A 15,077-nucleotide genomic window follows, 5' to 3' on the forward strand; every position below is an offset into this window, starting at 1 on the left:
GGTGCTGCAGCATTCCACGATCCGCGTGCCTGGCAGCGGCGAGAGTGAGACGCAGCAGCGCCGGCCGCGCAGCGCTGGGCTAGGCTGCAGACCTGTTCCCCCACCGTGCAGGCAGCCGATGCGCCCCTCCCATTCCGAACTGCATCGCGGCGACCGCGCCGGCTGGCTGCGCGCGGCGGTGCTCGGCGCCAACGACGGGATCCTGTCGGTGGCCGGGCTGGTGGTCGGCGTGGCCAGCAGCGGCGCGCCGGCGCACGCCGTGCTGGCGACCGGCATCGCCGGCCTGGTCGCCGGCGCGATGTCGATGGCCGCGGGCGAATACGTCTCGGTGCAGTCGCAGGTGGATACCGAACGCGCCGACCTGGCGATCGAGCGCCGCGAACTGCACGAGGATCCGCAAAGCGAGCTGGACGAACTGGCCGGCATCTACCGCCAGCGCGGGCTGGACGCGGCGCTGGCGCGCCAGGTCGCCGAGCAGTTGACCGCGCACGATGCGCTGGGCGCGCATGCGCGCGACGAACTGGGCATCACCGAGACCCTGCGCGCGCGGCCGCTGCAGGCCGCGCTGGCGTCGGCGGCCGCGTTCTGCTGCGGTGCGGCACTGCCGATCCTGGCCGCGCTGCTGGCGCCGGCCGGCAAACAGGTGTGGGTGACCGGTGCGGCGACGCTGCTCGGGCTGTCGCTGACCGGCGCCTTGGCGGCACGCGCAGGCGGCGCGTCCGGGGTGCGCGGCGCGATGCGCGTGGTGTTCTGGGGTGCGGCGGCGATGCTCGCCACCGGCGCGGTCGGCCGTCTGTTCGGCGTGCAGGTCTGATCCGACGCTACGCAGCCTGCACCAAGGCGATTCCTTTCCGGCACTGCAGCGCGCCCGTTGGTCTCGATCCAGCGGCGGCAACGCGTACCACCAGGGCGACACAAGCATCGCAACTGGAATCGCCTTCGGCCGTTCCCGCTTCGGATCGAAAATGCGCCGATCGCGGGCCGCATCATCCGTCCACGCCGCGCATGCGCCGCTACGCACTGCGGTAGCATCGCCAGCGATGGCCGACACCCACGACTCCGAATTCCTGCTGCTCGCGCGACTGGCGACGCTGGTGGAGTGCGAACGCGCCGAAGGCTACGCCTGCATCGCCGCGCGCCGCGAACACGGGGCGCGCTCGGTGGACATTCTGCGGCCGCAGCTGGCGATCCTGCTGCAGGGCCGCAAGCAGGTGCGCACGGCGACGCAGACGCTGGAATGCGTGGCGGGCGACCTGTTCCTGGTCACCCGGCGCTGCCGCATCGACGTGGTCAATACCCCCGACCCGCACAGCGGCACCTACCTGACCGCGGTGATCCCGCTGTGCGAGGAAGCGCTGAGCGCCGCGCGCACGCTGTGGAACGAACCGCTGCCCGCGGCCGGCGCGGAACTGGCGCAGCTGCGTGCGGTCGAGGTCGGCAGCGCCTTGCTGCAATGGCGGCAGGCGCTGCAGGACGGCCACTACACCGAAGCCAGGCTGGCACTGGCGGCGCTGGTGGTTGCGTTCTGCCGTCGCGGCCATGGCGGCTTGCTGCTGCCGCCGGCCCCCAGCATCGCCGCGCAGGTGCGTGAGTTGATCGCGGCCCAGCCGCAACGCGCATGGCGGTCGCGCGATCTCGAAGACAGCCTCGGCCTGAGCGGCGCGACCTTGCGCCGGCATCTGGCCGGCGAGCGCACGTCGTTGCGCGAACTGATCACCGACGCGCGCCTGGCGCATGCGATGGAACTGCTCTACACCACGCGCTGGCCGCTGAAGACGGTGGCCGCGCGCGCCGGCTACCGTTCCACGCGCAGCTTCAGCCAGCGCTTCCAGCAGCGCTACGGCCTGGATCCGGCGCGCATCGGCAATCACGATTGAGCGCCGCACGCAGCCGAATGAGCGAATCGCGCCGTGCCGCACGCGCAGCATGCAGGTACCGCGGCGAAGGCCGCTTCCGCTGGAATCTCTCGATGCCTGTTTCCGTCTCGCGTCCGCTGGCCCTGCTGGCGCTGGCCGCCGCCATCGCCCTGCCGCTGCCGCCGGCCGCCCATGCCGCCGCGCCGGCCGCCCCCACCCAGCAAGTCCCCGGCGTGTACCGCCAGGCGATCGGCAGGCTGCGCGTCACCGCGCTGTTCGACGGCACGGTGCCGCTGCCGCGCGCGCAGTTGTCCAATCTGGACAGCGACGCGATCGCGCGCCTGCTCGACCATCGCTACGTGCCGGAAACCGCCAAGGGCCTGCAGACCGCGGTCAACGCCTACCTGATCCAGGACGGCACGCACCTGACCCTGGTCGATACCGGCACCGCCACCTGCTTCGGCCCCGGCCTGGGCCAGGTGCTGGCGAACCTGCGCGCGGCCGGCTACGCGCCGGCGCAGGTGGACGACGTGCTGCTGACCCACGCCCACCCGGACCACCTGTGCGGCCTGCTCGATGCGCAGGGACAGGCGGCCTACCCCAACGCCACGGTATGGCTGAGCGCGGCCGATGCCGCGTACTGGCTGGATCCGGCCAGCGAAGCGAGCGCCCCGCAGATGCTGACGTTCGCGTTCCCGCTGGCGCGCGCGGCGGCAGCGCCGTACCAGGCCAAGCACCGACTGCGCCGCTTCGGTCCCGGCGATGCCTTGCCCGGCGGCGCGGTGGCGCTGGAGACGCACGGGCATACGCCCGGCCACGTGTCCTATCGTTTCGACGGCGGCGATGGCCAGCAGTTGCTGGTGTGGGGCGATCTGGTGCACTACCACGCGGTGCAGTTCGCGCAGCCGCAGGCGTCGTACGAGGCCGACAGCGACCGCGCGGCGGCGATCGCCGCGCGCAAGCGGACCATGGCCCAGGCCGCCGACGGCGGCTGGTGGGTGGCCGGCGCGCACCTGCCGTTCCCTGGCCTGGGCCATGTGCGCCGCGACGGCAACGCGTTCGCCTGGGTCCCAACCGAATTCGCGCCGTTGCCGGTCATGCCTTGAGTGCGGCCTTCTCCCAAGCCGCGGCGCGCCTGAGCACCTCTCCCACCGCGACCGAAGGAAGTCACGTGGGAGAGAGGGGTTGGGGTGAGGGGCCGGCGCCAAGCGTCTCGCAGAGTTTGGGTGCACGAGGCTGCGCCCGTACCCGCATTCGCCGCTGCGGGCGCCCGGCACCGCGCATGCGATGCAGCCAACGCACACAGCACGGCCGCGGCCGCAGCGTGCGATCGATCGCAAGCTGCGCCTGCGCAGAAGACGCCGGAGGTCCGGCGCGGCCGCGCTCACTGCGCCGCGGGCGGCTCCGTGTCCAGGCCCAGCCAGCCGCCGACGATGGCACGCGCCTCGTCCACGCCCTGGCGGGTCTCGCCGGAAAACAGCTGCACGCTGACCGTGTCGCCGAAGGAACTGGACAGGTCCTTGCGCACCTGCTGCAGCGCCTGCGCCTGCTGGCCGCGGCCGAGCTTGTCGGCCTTGGTCAGCAGCGCATGCGCCGGCAGTCCGCGCTGCACTGCGTAGCCGAGCATCTGCCGGTCGTAGTCCTTCAGCGGATGGCGGATGTCCATCACCACCACCAGGCCGCGCAGGGCCTCGCGGGTGCGGAAATACTTGTCGATGAACGACTGCCAGTGCGCCTGCAGCTCCAGCGGCACCTTGGCGTAACCGTAGCCGGGCAGGTCCACCAGATAGCGCTCGGGCTGGATCTGGAAGAACACCAGCTGCTGGGTGCGGCCGGGGGTCTTGGACACGCGGGCCAGCGCGTTCTGCCGGGTGAGCGCGTTCAGCGCGCTGGATTTGCCGGCGTTGGAGCGGCCGGCGAAGGCCACCTCCCAGCCCCCGTCCTCCGGCAACTGCCGGGGGTTGTGGGCGGAAAGCAGGTAGTGGGCACGTTCGATGAGGAGCGACATGGCGCTAGGATCGCACGTCCGCCGGCCCGGGCGGGGTTCGTTGACCGCCAGGGCGCCACGCGCGGATAATCGCGCGAGTGCGGTCGCCGGCCTGGCAGCCGCGGGTTGGGTCACACGGAGCTTCAGCTAATGCGCCACGCTCGCGTTCTTGCCTTTGCCGGTCTAGCCGTTTCCGTCGCCGCCGCCGTCGCGTTCGCGCAGACCTCGGTGGTTCCCATTCCCGACAACGCGCCGGTGCGCACCGCGCCGCTGGAAGGCGACGTCGGCAAGCTCGCCTGGGGCGATCCCAAGGCCGGCCAGGCCAAGGCCGCGGCCTGCGCCGCCTGCCACGGCGCCGACGGCAACCCGGCGCTGGCGATGTATCCGCGCATCGCCGGCCAGAGCGAGCGCTACAGCGCGCGGCAGATGGCCTTGATCGCGCACGGCGAACGCACCTCCGGCGCGGTCGCGGCGATGCTGCCGTTCGTGCAGCCGCTGAGCGCACAGGACATGCGCGACATCGGCGCCTACTTCGCCACGCAAAAAGCCGGCGCCGGCATCGCCGACGACGCGGTGGTCAGCGAAGGCCCGTATGCCGGCATGAAGTTCTACGAGGTCGGGCAGCAGTTGTACCGCGGTGGCGATCCGGCGCGCGGGATTCCGGCGTGCATCGCCTGCCACGGCCCCACCGGCGCCGGCAACCCCGGTCCGGCCTATCCGCATCTGGGCGGCCAGCACGCCGACTACGTGGCGCGGCGCCTGCAGGAATACCAGTCCGGCACCACCCAGGAGCGCGACCCGACCCTGTTCAAGATCATGGCGCAGGTGGCCAAGCCCTTGACCGAGCAGGAGATGAAGGCGCTGGGCAGCTACCTGCAAGGCCTGCACGATCGCGCCGACGATGCGGCCGCGGCGCAGGCCGTGCCGGCACCGGCCGCGCCGCAACCGGCGGCGCCTGCGCAACAATCCTGAGCGCGCGCCGCCGCCGCGGCGCCGCACCGCTTCCCCCTCGCGCCGGTCGTCACGACCGGCGTTCGTTTTTTGCCATGGAGATCGCATGAACCGTCTGCCCCGCCTGCTGCTGTGCCTGCTCACCCTGTTGCCGCTGAGCGCCTGCGCGCAGCCCAAGACCGCCACCGTGGTCGAAGGCGAGGACTACGCGCTGATCGCCAAGCCGCAGCCGTTCGCGCCGCTGGCCGGCAAGATCGAAGTGGTGGAGGTGTTCGGCTACACCTGCCCGCACTGCGCGCACTTCGAGCCGCTCCTGGAAGAATGGACGCGCAAGCAGGGCAAGGACGTGCGGGTGACCCTGGTGCCGGCTGCGTTCGGCGGTTTCTGGGACAGCTTCGCCAGCGCCTTCTATGCCGCGCAGAAGCTGGGCGTGCAGACCCGCAGCCACCACGACCTGTTCGAGGCGATCCACGACAAGCACAGCGTGCCGGTGCAGAACGTGGCGCCGGAGGAACTGGCCGCGTTCTACGCCGCGTACGGGGTCAAGCCGCAGGACTTCGTCGCCGCCTACGAGAGCCCGCAGGTGGCCGCGCAGGTCAAGGCCGCGCGCGACTTCGCCGCGCGCAGCGAGATCCCGGGCACCCCGGCGCTGGTGGTCAACGGCAAGTACCTGGTCAAGGGCAAGAATTTCCAGGACATGCTGCGCATCGCCGATGCGCTGGTCGCCCGCGAGCGCGCGGGCAAGTAATCCCGCGCGAACCCGCACCACGGCGCTTCATCCACGCCATGGCATCATGATGGGGTTGCCAGCCGCGCTTCCGGCGCGCTTGGCGTTCGCCCCCCATTTTGCTGGAGATGCCGCCGATGAAGACCCGCTTCGCCCTGACCCTGATGGCCCTGTTGCCGATCCTGGTCGCATGCAAGGCCCAGGACGGCACCACCGATACCGTCGCCCCGGCCGCCGACGCGCCTGCCGCCACGGCGGCGCCCGCCACCGGCGCCAGCGACACCGCTCCGGCTGCGGCTGCCGGGAACGCCGCTCCCGCGACCGACGCCACCGCACCGCCTGCTGCCGACGCACCGGCCGCACCGTCCGCGGCGCGGACCCCGAGCGGCGCCGAACCGGTCGCCGGCACCGACTACATCGACATCCCCGGCGGCCAGCCGTTCCAGCCGACCAATGGCAAGATCGAAGTGGCCGAAGTGTTCGGCTACGTGTGCCCGGCCTGCGCGCGCTTCCAGCCGCAGATCGGCCCGTGGAAGGCCGGCCTGGCCTCGGACGTGCATTTCGTCTATGTGCCGGCGATGTTCGGCGGCCCCTGGGACGACTACGCCCGCGCGTTCTACGCCGCCGAGGCGATGGGCGTGCAGGAAAAGACCCACGAAGCCCTGTACAAGGCGATCCACGTCGACGAGACGCTGAAGGGCGAGCGCGGCCGCGACTCGGTGCAGGACATCGCCGGCTTCTACGCCAAGTACGGCGTGGATCCCAAGCAGTTCGCCGACACCATGGGCAGCTTCGCGGTCAGCACCAAGACCAACCGCGCCAAGCAGTTCGCCATGCGCAGCGACGTCAAAGGCACGCCGTCGCTGATCATCAACGGCAAGTACCTGGTCAAGGGCAAGAACTACGACGACATCCTGCGCATCGCCGATCACCTGATCGCACGCGAACGCGCGGCGCTGGCCAAGTAAGCTCCCGCCCCCACCAGGCCGCTCTGCCGTGACCGTCCCCGCCACCCGCACGCTGCGCGTGCTCACCGCCAATATCCAGGCCGGCTCCAGCACGCGCCGCTACAGCGACTACGTGACCCGCAGCTGGTCGCATGCGCTGCCGGCGGGAAGCAAGCGCAGCAGCCTGGATGCGATCGCGCAGCTGGCCCGCGCGCACGACATCGTCGGCCTGCAGGAAAGCGATCCGGGCAGCCTGCGCTCGGGCTTCACCAACCAGACCCACTACCTGGCCGAGCGCGCCGGCTTCAACTACTGGAGCCACCAGCCGAACCGGCGCATGGGCGGCGTGGCCTCCAGCGCCAACGGCCTGCTCAGCCGGCTGGAGCCGGTCGAAGTGCAGGACCATCCCCTGCCCGGCCGGCTCGGCGGGCGCGGCGTGCTGCTGGCCAAGTTCGGCGATGGTGCGGAAGGATTGGCGATCGCGGTGGCGCACCTGTCGCTGGGCGCCAACTCGCGCACCTCGCAACTCGCGTTCATCGCCGAACTGCTGTCCGACCATCCCAACGCGGTGCTGATGGGCGACTTCAACTGCGTCGCTGACCGCCCCGAGATGCAGGCCCTGTACAAGCGCACCCGGCTGCAGCCGCCGGGCTGCGTGGTGCCGACCTTCCCCAGCTGGCGCCCGCAGCGCGCGATCGACCACATCCTGGTCAGCGATGGGCTGCGCTGCAACGAGCAGCGCGCGCTACCGGCCGCGTTCTCCGACCACCTGGCGGTGGCGACCGAGATCGAAGTGCCTCAGGCGATGCTGCGCTAGCGAATGCATTTCCTATGCTGCATGCATTCGCTGTGCTGCGGCGGCATTCCCTGTAGGAGCGGCTTCAGCCGCGACCGGGTTCTACCGGTAAAGCGTCGCGGCTGAAGCCGCTCCTACAAAACTGGCCGAAACGCCACCACCGCCGGATGTGAGCCGCACGTTCCTGCGTTCCAGGCGGCCGCTGGCATTGGCCGGCAACACCTTCGTCGGTCATCTCGAGCAACAGGGCGACGGGTACCATAGCTTCGACCGGGTGCTGGACATCGTCTTGCACGCTGATGGACATGTACGCGTTTCGGACGCTGCGCGAAGTGTGAGATGCCGCGGACGCGCACCGGAGCGACGTGGGCGATGCGCGCGTCTCCGCCACGCGCGCATCCGCCGCGCCGCCGAAACTGCGTGATGGGATCGCCGCCATGGCCCCTTGCAATCGATCAACGCACCCCGTACCCGGCTGCCCTCGCCCTCGTCGGCCAACACATCGTTCGGCTTGAACCCAGCCAACAGGCGTACGTCTGCGCGATGGCATTGCGCGCCCCGCCCCGCTGCGCATGCCCAGTCCATCGAGCAGTGCTCACGTGTCCATATACCTGCGCGACGCCGTCGCAAGCATCATGCTGACCAGTTCCATCGCCTGGTCGCATCTGGCGATGAGTTCAGCGGCGTGGTGCTGGATCGCTGGAGCCTGCGCACGGACGGCGACGATGACCCGTATGTGCTCGCCCGGGGAGAGGCTCTGTGCCGCTCCAAGCACATCCAGGCTACACAGATAGCGCGCTGCGGCCTGCTGGTGGTGCAATGTACCGGCCAACCGCACCAGCACAGCAGCACTATCTTCGGTGCTGGCCAATGCAGAGACGGCGCGCGTCAATTCCCTGAAGGCGGCCTGGCGCATCCCCGGATCAGGCAAGCCGTTCGACAAGGCCGCCAGATGGGTCAAGGCCTCCGCTCCATTGTCGGAACTCGCCAGTTGCCCCGCAACGTGCGCGTACGCCTGCTGGAACAGGTGGATCGGCTCCAACCTGACAAGAGAAAAGCGCAGGGTCACCTCCGCTCGCAGACGCGAGCCCGTCTGCAGTGCAGCAGCCTCTGTCACCGCGCGCGCGATGGCCGCCTCCGGCAGCTGGCTGATCGCCCGCGCCAGCAACCCAAACGGGAGCGCCTGAGGCCCACCTGCGGCAGCGACCTCTTGGGCGGGACCCGCCGCCGGCGCTGGCGCTCCCCATGCAGCAGCCACTTGGGCTGCGCCCGCATCGGCCACTGGCGCGGCTCCCACATCGGCCCCTGGCGCTGCAACTCCCTCGGCCGCCTGCGCTTGGCGATGGGTCGCAATCAAGCTAGGCAAGATCGCATGGAAGGCGAGCGCGCGTAGGTCCCCGGGCTGCTCGGGCAAGCTTCCCAACTCATGCATCAAGCGCGCCAACACAGAGAACGCCAGAGGCCCGGAAAACCGGGTGGCGTGATCCAACACGGCGGTGAACGCCTCGAAGCGCTGCTCCTCCGGCAGCGATGGAAGACGCGCCGCCAGCATGGCGTATGCGCGTAATCTCTGTTCGCTGCGATCCTCATCGTCCGGATACGGGAAATGCGTGGCCGCATGCAAGGCGGCGCCCATGCGTTCGGCGCTGGTCACCGCGTCGAACTCCACGCTCGGGTCGTAGCGCGGGCGCGCTGTCAGGAAGGCCTGCATCCCCTCCCGGGCATCGTCCGCCATCTGCCGCGAGACGCGTCCCAGGCGCGCAAGGCTCCTTGGCCCCAAGCACCGCACGATCTCGCGACGCGAATCGCGCGGCAACTGGGAGAGCCTATCGGGCGGCAACTGGGAGAGACCGTCGAAGATCTCAGCCCGCCCGGTTTGCACGGCAGGCGGATCGGGCGGTGGCTGGCTGGCCGGTGCCTGGGACGTCGACGCCTGCTCCGTCTGGCGGCTCGACGCCGCAGGCGGCAGACCGGTTCGGTTGATAGGCATCTTGTGCTCTTGAAATCCGCGTGGCGACAGCGTCGATTGGGTTTCCTAGGCGGAGTTTCCCGAATGCGGAATTACTTTTACGGGCGCAGTCCGAAGTGGCGTACGCGAACGCGACGTGGTCGGTGCCGATACCCATTCGGCAGGCCGGCATGGGGCCGTCGTCGATGCCCCTGTAAGCGCACCGTGCGGCCCGGGATGGAGACCGGGCCGGCACAGCCGTCCGATCGCAACGGTACGCTCGGCTCGCGACGGCCTAGAACTTCAGATCCGCACGCACATACAGGTAGCGGCCGCCGGGGATGTCGTAGGTGGACGCGTCGTAGCCGTTGAGCGAGCACGACAGGCAGATCGGCGGATCCTTGTCGAAGACGTTGTTGACGCCGCCGCTGACGGTCAGGCCTTTCATCCAGTCGAAGCGGTAGCCCAGTTGCACGTCGTGGTAGGTGATCGCGTCCAGCGTGTTGGTACCGGCGGTCTGGTTGCTGCACACCGGAAACGCCACCGCGTCGCCGCACTGCTCGGTCAGTTCGGATATGTGCCGCACCGTCCACGAGGCGTTCCAGCGGTGCAACGACCAGTCCAGGGTCAAATTGCTGGTCCACTCCGGGATCGAACTGTCCACCACTTCCACACCCGGTTGCTGCGGCTGCACCTGGCCGGCGGCGCCGGTGGCGACGTAGCGGGTGACGAAGGTGTTCTGCCAGCCGATCTTGAAGCGTCCGGCTGCGGTCTGCGGCGAGGTCCAGAACAGGTCCACGTCCCAGCCATCGGTCTTGATCGAACCGAGGTTGGTCAGGCGGTTGTTGAAGCCGTTGATGCCGCCGGTGGAGGCGCGGGTGATGCCATCGCAATAGGTCGCATCCAGCGTGTCCACACACAGGTCGAGCTGGGTCTGCGCGTTGATCGCCTGGATCGCGCCGTCGATGTCGTGGCGGTAGAAGGTCACTTCGACGTCGAAACGATCCGACCACGGCACGTTGCTGGCGAACCACGGGCTCCACACGAAGCCGGCGCTGAAGCTGCGCGCCTTCTCAGGCTCCAGCGCGCGGTTGCCGCCGGTCGTCACCGAGATCTGCGAGTTGGCCTGCTGATAGCCGGCCGGCACGCCGAGCGCGGCGCAGTTGCCGGCGCTGCCGCGCGGCGCCGTGCCGCCCAGGCCGATCGAGCATGGATCGGACAGGATCAGGTCGGCGCGCGCCGCCGAGCCGTACAACTCGCCGATGGTCGGCGCGCGGAAGCCCTGGGCATAGCTGGTGCGCAGCACGAAGTCCGGCGACACCTGCCAGCGCAGGCCGTACTTCGGGGTGAACTCGCCGCCGAAAGTGGAGTAATCCGAATAGCGCCCGGCCAGGCTCAGGTCCAGCTTGTCGCCCAGCGGCGAGTTCGCGAAGATCGGCACGCTCAGTTCGAGGTAGGCCTCCTTGACGTTGTAGCTGCCCTCGGTCGGCAACGACGGCACGCCGTTGTAGTGGCCGATCACGGTCAGCGGATCGGGCTGGTACCAGCCCTCGTACTTGCGGTACTCCACGCCGGTGGCGAAGGACACCGCGCCGGCCGGCAGCGCGAACAGGTCGCTGCTGAGGTTGGCGGTGAACTGGGTCAGTTCGTTCTGGCTGCGGTCGTGCACCACCGGCTGGATCCAGCGCAGCATCTCCGGGGTGATGCTGCCGGCGCCGCCGAAGATGTCCAGCGGCACGCAGCCGGCCACCGCCGCGCAGGCGGCCGGATCGCCCAGCGCCAGGTTGATGTTGTAGAGGTTGTAGCTGCCGTAGTTGGTCTGCTCGGCCTTGTTCTTGCTGTAGGCGCCGTTGACGTCCCAGAACCAGGTGCGGTCGGCGCTCTCGAAACTGCCGATGAAGCCGGTGCCGACGTACTGGGTGTCCACACGCTGTTCGAACACGCGCGCGCCGCCTTCCACCGGCCGCCGCCCGATCATGATCAGGTTGCTGGCCGAATCCAGGTCGAAGCCGAACGGGTTGTACGGATTGGCCGCGGAAATGACGATGTTGTCGGCCAGCGGATTGCCGGTGCCGGCATCCGGGCCGAGGAAGATCGGCTCCGGCGCGGCCTGGTTGGTCGACTCGCGGCGGTTGCCGAGCAGCTTCAGGTACCACTGCACGTCGTCGTTGAAGAAGTAGCGGAACTGGCCGAACACGCCCTTGCGCTCGGACGGGGTCAGCAGCAGGTTGGAAGCGGCGACGTTGTAGCGGTCGCTGGTACCGAAGCAGTGGTAGCCGTCGCTGCGCGTGCAGCCGGCGCTGCCGTCGTAGGTCGGGGCGCCGGCACCGCTGTTCGGCGTCAGGTCCTGCTCGGCGCCGGTGATCGGATCGACGAAGATGAAGCGGCCGTCCGGCGTGGCCGAGCTGCCGAAGCTGAGTCCGGTGCCGGGCACCGGATACAGCGACTGTTTGCGATCGCGCGCATAGATCGGATCCTGCTTGGTGTAGCTGGCGCCCAGAAACAGGCTAGTGCGTTCGGTGCTGTGGCCCCAGGCCAGGTCCACGCCCTTGCTGGCGCCGTCGCCCTTGTCGAACTGGCCGTAGTTCAGCGTGACCTGGCCGCCGTCGAACTTGCGCCGGGTGATGATGTTGACCACACCGGCGATCGCGTCGGAGCCGTACAGCGACGAGGCGCCGTCTTCCAGCACCTCGATGCGCTCGACGATGGCCAGCGGAATGGTATTGAGGTCGGTGGCCGCGCCCACGCCGGACGCCGAGGACTCGTTGACCCAGCGCATGCCGTCGACCAGCACCAGCACGCGTTTGGCGCCGAGATGGCGCAGATCCACCTGCGCCGAGCCGGCGCCGACGCCGCTGCCGTCCGGTGGGAAACCGAAATTGCCGGAGGAGTTGAACTTGGTGTTCAACGCCGAGCCGGACGCGGTGAGTTCCTGCAGCACGTCGCCGATCGAGGTCAGGCCGGTGCGTTCGATGTCGGCGCGGCTCAGCGTCTGCACCGGCACCTGGCCCTCCAGCTCGGCCTTGCGGATGCGCGTGCCGGTGACCTGCACGCTGTCCAGCGTGGTGGCGGACTCGGGGGCAGCCGGCGCGGCCTGCTGGGCGATGGCCAGCGCGGGCGAACCGGCCAGCAACGACAAGGAAACCACGAAAACCAAAGGATGGCGGTGCAGGCAATTCATTCGTCTCTCTCTCCAGAAAGGATGTGGGTCGGCCGCTGCGCCCCCCTGCACCGCGACGGCGTGGCCTATCTTGTAAACAAAACGTAAACCCTAAGCAAGCAATCGGGCTGCGATTGGCACCGTCCTGGACCGACTGGACGATTTCGTAGACATGGCCGCAACCCATCCGGACTCGCCTCCTGGCCGGCGCAGGACAGCGCGCGCCAGGTGAACGATTGCCGGGACATGGCGGAAGACAACGCTATGCGGATCGCGCCGACCGGTTTGGCGAAGTGCGGGAAACCCAGTGCACGGTGTTGTTGCCGGCGCGGCCGCGGCACGGACGCGGCCGGCGACATGGCGGCACGCATTGCCGCAGTGCGCCCAGTCGCCGCCACACATCGCGGCCGGCGACGGTGCGCGGCGGACACGGCTCGATGCAGCGCCAAGCGCGTGGCACGCACAGCGCATGGCAACGGCCGCTGCACCGATGCCAAGCGCAGCGGATGTGGATCCAACAACCAGCGCCCATGCCGCACCCGACAGCGCTGCCAGGCAGCGCTGGGCCACAGCGCAGCCCCTGCACGCCCTTGCCCCGCTGCGCTCGCGTCGCCATTGCCGCAAGCCCTTGCCCCGTCGATTCATCGGCGTTCGGTATAGTCCGGCGCATGAAATTGCGCACGTCTCTCCTGCTGCTCGCCGCCGCGTTGTGCGGCTCCGCTCCTGCCCTCGCCCAGACCCTGGACGCCCAGCGTCCGGCGCTGCGCGCGGCGATCGACGCCGCCGAGCGCGGGCAGTTCGATCCCGTGCAGGCGGCCGCCTTCAAGCAGCACCCGCTGTACGGCTGGCTCGAATACGCCAACCTGCGCCGCAATATCGACCGCGTCTCCGACGCGCAGGCGCAGGAGTTCCTCAAGCGCTACGCCGGGCAACCGGTGGCCGAGAGCTTCCGCACGCTGTGGCTCCCGGCGCTGGCGCGGCGCCAGGATTGGCCGGCGCTGCTGGCCAACTGGAAGCCCACCGACAACGCCGGCCTGCGCTGCGCCCAGCTCAACGCACGCCAGGCCACCGGCCGGGCCGATGCGCAATGGATCGACGAGGCGCAGGCGCTGTGGCGCAGCAGCGGCAAGTCGCTGCCCGATGCCTGCGATGCCGTGTTCGCGGTGCTGCAGGCGCGCGGCGGCATGAACGACACGCTGCGCTGGGCGCGGGTGGAAGCGGCGGCCGATGCGCAGCAGCCGGCGGTGATGCGCGGCGCCGCGCGCGGCCTGCCCGTCACCGAACTGGCCCTGGCCAACGACTACGCGGCGTTCCTGGACGCGGTGCACACGCGCGCGCTGACCTGGCCGAAGACCGAGCGCAGCCGTAAGGTGGTGGTGGACGGCCTGGAGAAACTGGCCAAGACCGACCCGGACGCGGCCGAGCGGCAATTGCCGCAATTCGCCCAGGCGCTGCAGCTGAGCGAGGCGCAGCGCGGCGAGGTGCTGTACCAGATCGCGTTGTGGACGGTGGCCTCGTACGGCCCGGATTCGGCGCGCCGGCTCAACGCCGTGCCCGACAGCGCCTACGACGAACGCCTGCACGAGTGGCGCACGCGCGAGGCGATGGCGCGTGGCGACTGGCCGGCGGCGCTGGCGGCGATCCGCAAGATGGCGCCGGCACAGCGCAGCGATTCGCGCTGGCAGTATTTCGAGGCGCGGCTGGCGGAAAAGACCGGCAATGCCGGCGAGGCGCAACGGCTGTACCGCGAGGCGGCCAAGTCCGCCACCTTCCACGGCTTCATGGCCGCCGACCGGCTCAAGCAGCCCTACGCGCTGTGCCCGTGGGAACCCAACGACAGCGCGCAGGCGCAGGCCGCGGTGGCCCGCGATCCGGCGCTGGTGCGTGCGCTGGAACTGTTCAAGATCGACCGTGCGGCCTGGGCGGTGGCCGAATGGAACGACGCGCTGACCCGCTTCGACGACACCCAGCGGCGCATGGCGGTGGAAGTGGCGCGCGACAACGGCTGGTTCGACCGCGCGGTGTTCTCGCTCGGCAAGCTGCCCGACGAGCAGCGCCTGTATGCGCTGCGCTTCCCGCTGTACCACGACGCCACGATCCGCCGCGAAGCGGGCAAGAACGCGATCGACCCGGCCTGGGTCGCCGCCGAGATCCGCGCCGAGAGCATCTTCAATCCGAACGCGCGCTCGCCCGCCAATGCCATGGGCCTGATGCAGGTGCTGCCGGCCACCGGCGCCAGCGTGGCCAGGAACCTCGGCCTGGCCGGCTATGGCGGCGCCGCCAGCCTGTACGACCCGGACACCAACATCGCCATCGGCACCGCCTACCTGCGCCAGCTGTTGAACACCTACGGCCTGCCGTACCTGACCATCGCCGCCTACAACGCCGGCCCCGGCCCGGCGGCGCGCTGGCAGACCCAGCGCCCCGGCCACGACGCCGACTTCTGGATCGAGACCATCAGCTACAAGGAAACCCGCGAGTACGTCGCACGCATCCTCGCCTTCAGCGTGATCTACGACTGGCGCCTCAACGGCGACGCACTGCCGGTCAGCGACCGCATGCTCGGCAAGCTGGACGCGCCGCGCAAGAAGTTCGTCTGCGCAGGCGCCGGAAACGCGCAATGAATCTGTGCCAATTCGCGTCGCAGGAACCGCCCGGCACCGATGCAGCCGCTGTTCCGGGTCCCGAGTCCCGAGTCCCGAGTC

At 69.8% G+C, this 15,077-nt stretch carries 11 protein-coding genes and 1 pseudogene; 9 read left to right on the forward strand and 3 right to left on the reverse strand.

The genetic code is table 11. The features are described from left to right. The first annotated feature begins 118 nt into the window (after positions 1 to 118). The 3 genes from KHF85_RS15875 (at position 119) to KHF85_RS15885 (ending at position 2,962) form a co-directional block, all read left to right on the forward strand. Complete coding sequence (locus KHF85_RS15875; protein WP_284567401.1) at positions 119 to 814, forward strand: VIT1/CCC1 transporter family protein; 696 nt, start codon at positions 119 to 121, stop codon at positions 812 to 814. 226 nt (positions 815 to 1,040) lie between these two features. Further along, positions 1,041 to 1,877 (forward strand): helix-turn-helix transcriptional regulator, encoded by an 837-nt coding sequence (locus KHF85_RS15880; protein WP_284567402.1) that lies wholly within the window; start codon positions 1,041 to 1,043, stop codon positions 1,875 to 1,877. Between the two features lie 92 nt (positions 1,878 to 1,969). Beyond that, positions 1,970 to 2,962 carry an MBL fold metallo-hydrolase gene (locus KHF85_RS15885; protein ID WP_284567403.1) on the forward strand — a complete coding sequence of 331 codons (993 nt, stop codon included), beginning with the start codon at positions 1,970 to 1,972 and terminating at the stop codon, positions 2,960 to 2,962. Positions 2,963 to 3,240: 278 nt separating this feature from the next. Here KHF85_RS15885 and yihA read toward each other — a convergent pair whose 3' ends face one another. Next, positions 3,241 to 3,864: a ribosome biogenesis GTP-binding protein YihA/YsxC gene (gene yihA / locus KHF85_RS15890; RefSeq protein ID WP_284567404.1), complete on the reverse strand. Its 624-nt coding sequence runs from the start codon at positions 3,862 to 3,864 to the stop codon at positions 3,241 to 3,243. A gap of 129 nt (positions 3,865 to 3,993) precedes the next feature. Between yihA and KHF85_RS15895 the strand changes: the two genes are divergently transcribed. The 5 genes and pseudogenes from KHF85_RS15895 to KHF85_RS15915 form a co-directional block, all read left to right on the forward strand. Further along, positions 3,994 to 4,815, forward strand: coding sequence for a c-type cytochrome (locus KHF85_RS15895; protein WP_284567405.1), 822 nt, complete (start codon positions 3,994 to 3,996; stop codon positions 4,813 to 4,815). An 85-nt stretch (positions 4,816 to 4,900) separates the two neighbouring features. Further along, positions 4,901 to 5,542: a thiol:disulfide interchange protein DsbA/DsbL gene (locus KHF85_RS15900; RefSeq protein WP_284567406.1), complete on the forward strand. Its 642-nt coding sequence runs from the start codon at positions 4,901 to 4,903 to the stop codon at positions 5,540 to 5,542. A 116-nt stretch (positions 5,543 to 5,658) separates the two neighbouring features. Then, positions 5,659 to 6,489, forward strand: coding sequence for a thiol:disulfide interchange protein DsbA/DsbL (locus tag KHF85_RS15905; protein WP_284567407.1), 831 nt, complete (start codon positions 5,659 to 5,661; stop codon positions 6,487 to 6,489). Between the two features lie 28 nt (positions 6,490 to 6,517). Then, positions 6,518 to 7,285: an endonuclease/exonuclease/phosphatase family protein gene (locus KHF85_RS15910; RefSeq protein ID WP_284567408.1), complete on the forward strand. Its 768-nt coding sequence runs from the start codon at positions 6,518 to 6,520 to the stop codon at positions 7,283 to 7,285. Positions 7,286 to 7,391: 106 nt separating this feature from the next. Further along, positions 7,392 to 7,550, forward strand: a pseudogene (locus tag KHF85_RS15915) (DUF1868 domain-containing protein); the annotation flags it as partial. A gap of 309 nt (positions 7,551 to 7,859) precedes the next feature. Here the strand turns inward: KHF85_RS15915 and KHF85_RS15920 are convergent. Both KHF85_RS15920 and KHF85_RS15925 read right to left on the reverse strand, forming a co-directional pair. Next, positions 7,860 to 9,254 (reverse strand): F-box protein, encoded by a 1,395-nt coding sequence (locus KHF85_RS15920; protein ID WP_284567409.1) that lies wholly within the window; start codon positions 9,252 to 9,254, stop codon positions 7,860 to 7,862. Positions 9,255 to 9,507: 253 nt separating this feature from the next. Further along, entirely contained in the window at positions 9,508 to 12,393 is a 2,886-nt protein-coding gene (locus KHF85_RS15925; RefSeq protein ID WP_284567410.1) for a TonB-dependent receptor, read from the reverse strand. Between the two features lie 647 nt (positions 12,394 to 13,040). Here KHF85_RS15925 and KHF85_RS15930 point away from each other — a divergent pair. Beyond that, positions 13,041 to 14,996, forward strand: coding sequence for a transglycosylase SLT domain-containing protein (locus KHF85_RS15930; protein WP_284567411.1), 1,956 nt, complete (start codon positions 13,041 to 13,043; stop codon positions 14,994 to 14,996). Positions 14,997 to 15,077 lie beyond the last annotated feature (81 nt).

The organism is Xanthomonas graminis pv. graminis, from assembly GCF_030168915.1.
Classification (GTDB): Bacteria; Pseudomonadota; Gammaproteobacteria; order Xanthomonadales; family Xanthomonadaceae; genus Xanthomonas_A; species Xanthomonas_A translucens.

Excerpts from the sequence above, each read along its gene's own strand:
- KHF85_RS15875 (WP_284567401.1), top strand. The coding sequence starts at position 119 with ATGCGCCCCTCCCATTCCGAACTGCATCGCGGCGACCGCGCCGGCTGG.
- KHF85_RS15880 (WP_284567402.1), top strand. The coding sequence starts at position 1,041 with ATGGCCGACACCCACGACTCCGAATTCCTGCTGCTCGCGCGACTGGCG.
- KHF85_RS15885 (WP_284567403.1), top strand. The coding sequence starts at position 1,970 with ATGCCTGTTTCCGTCTCGCGTCCGCTGGCCCTGCTGGCGCTGGCCGCC.
- yihA (WP_284567404.1), bottom strand. The coding sequence starts at position 3,864 with ATGTCGCTCCTCATCGAACGTGCCCACTACCTGCTTTCCGCCCACAAC.
- KHF85_RS15895 (WP_284567405.1), top strand. The coding sequence starts at position 3,994 with ATGCGCCACGCTCGCGTTCTTGCCTTTGCCGGTCTAGCCGTTTCCGTC.
- KHF85_RS15900 (WP_284567406.1), top strand. The coding sequence starts at position 4,901 with ATGAACCGTCTGCCCCGCCTGCTGCTGTGCCTGCTCACCCTGTTGCCG.
- KHF85_RS15905 (WP_284567407.1), top strand. The coding sequence starts at position 5,659 with ATGAAGACCCGCTTCGCCCTGACCCTGATGGCCCTGTTGCCGATCCTG.
- KHF85_RS15920 (WP_284567409.1), bottom strand. The coding sequence starts at position 9,254 with ATGCCTATCAACCGAACCGGTCTGCCGCCTGCGGCGTCGAGCCGCCAG.
- KHF85_RS15925 (WP_284567410.1), bottom strand. The coding sequence starts at position 12,393 with ATGAATTGCCTGCACCGCCATCCTTTGGTTTTCGTGGTTTCCTTGTCG.
- KHF85_RS15930 (WP_284567411.1), top strand. The coding sequence starts at position 13,041 with ATGAAATTGCGCACGTCTCTCCTGCTGCTCGCCGCCGCGTTGTGCGGC.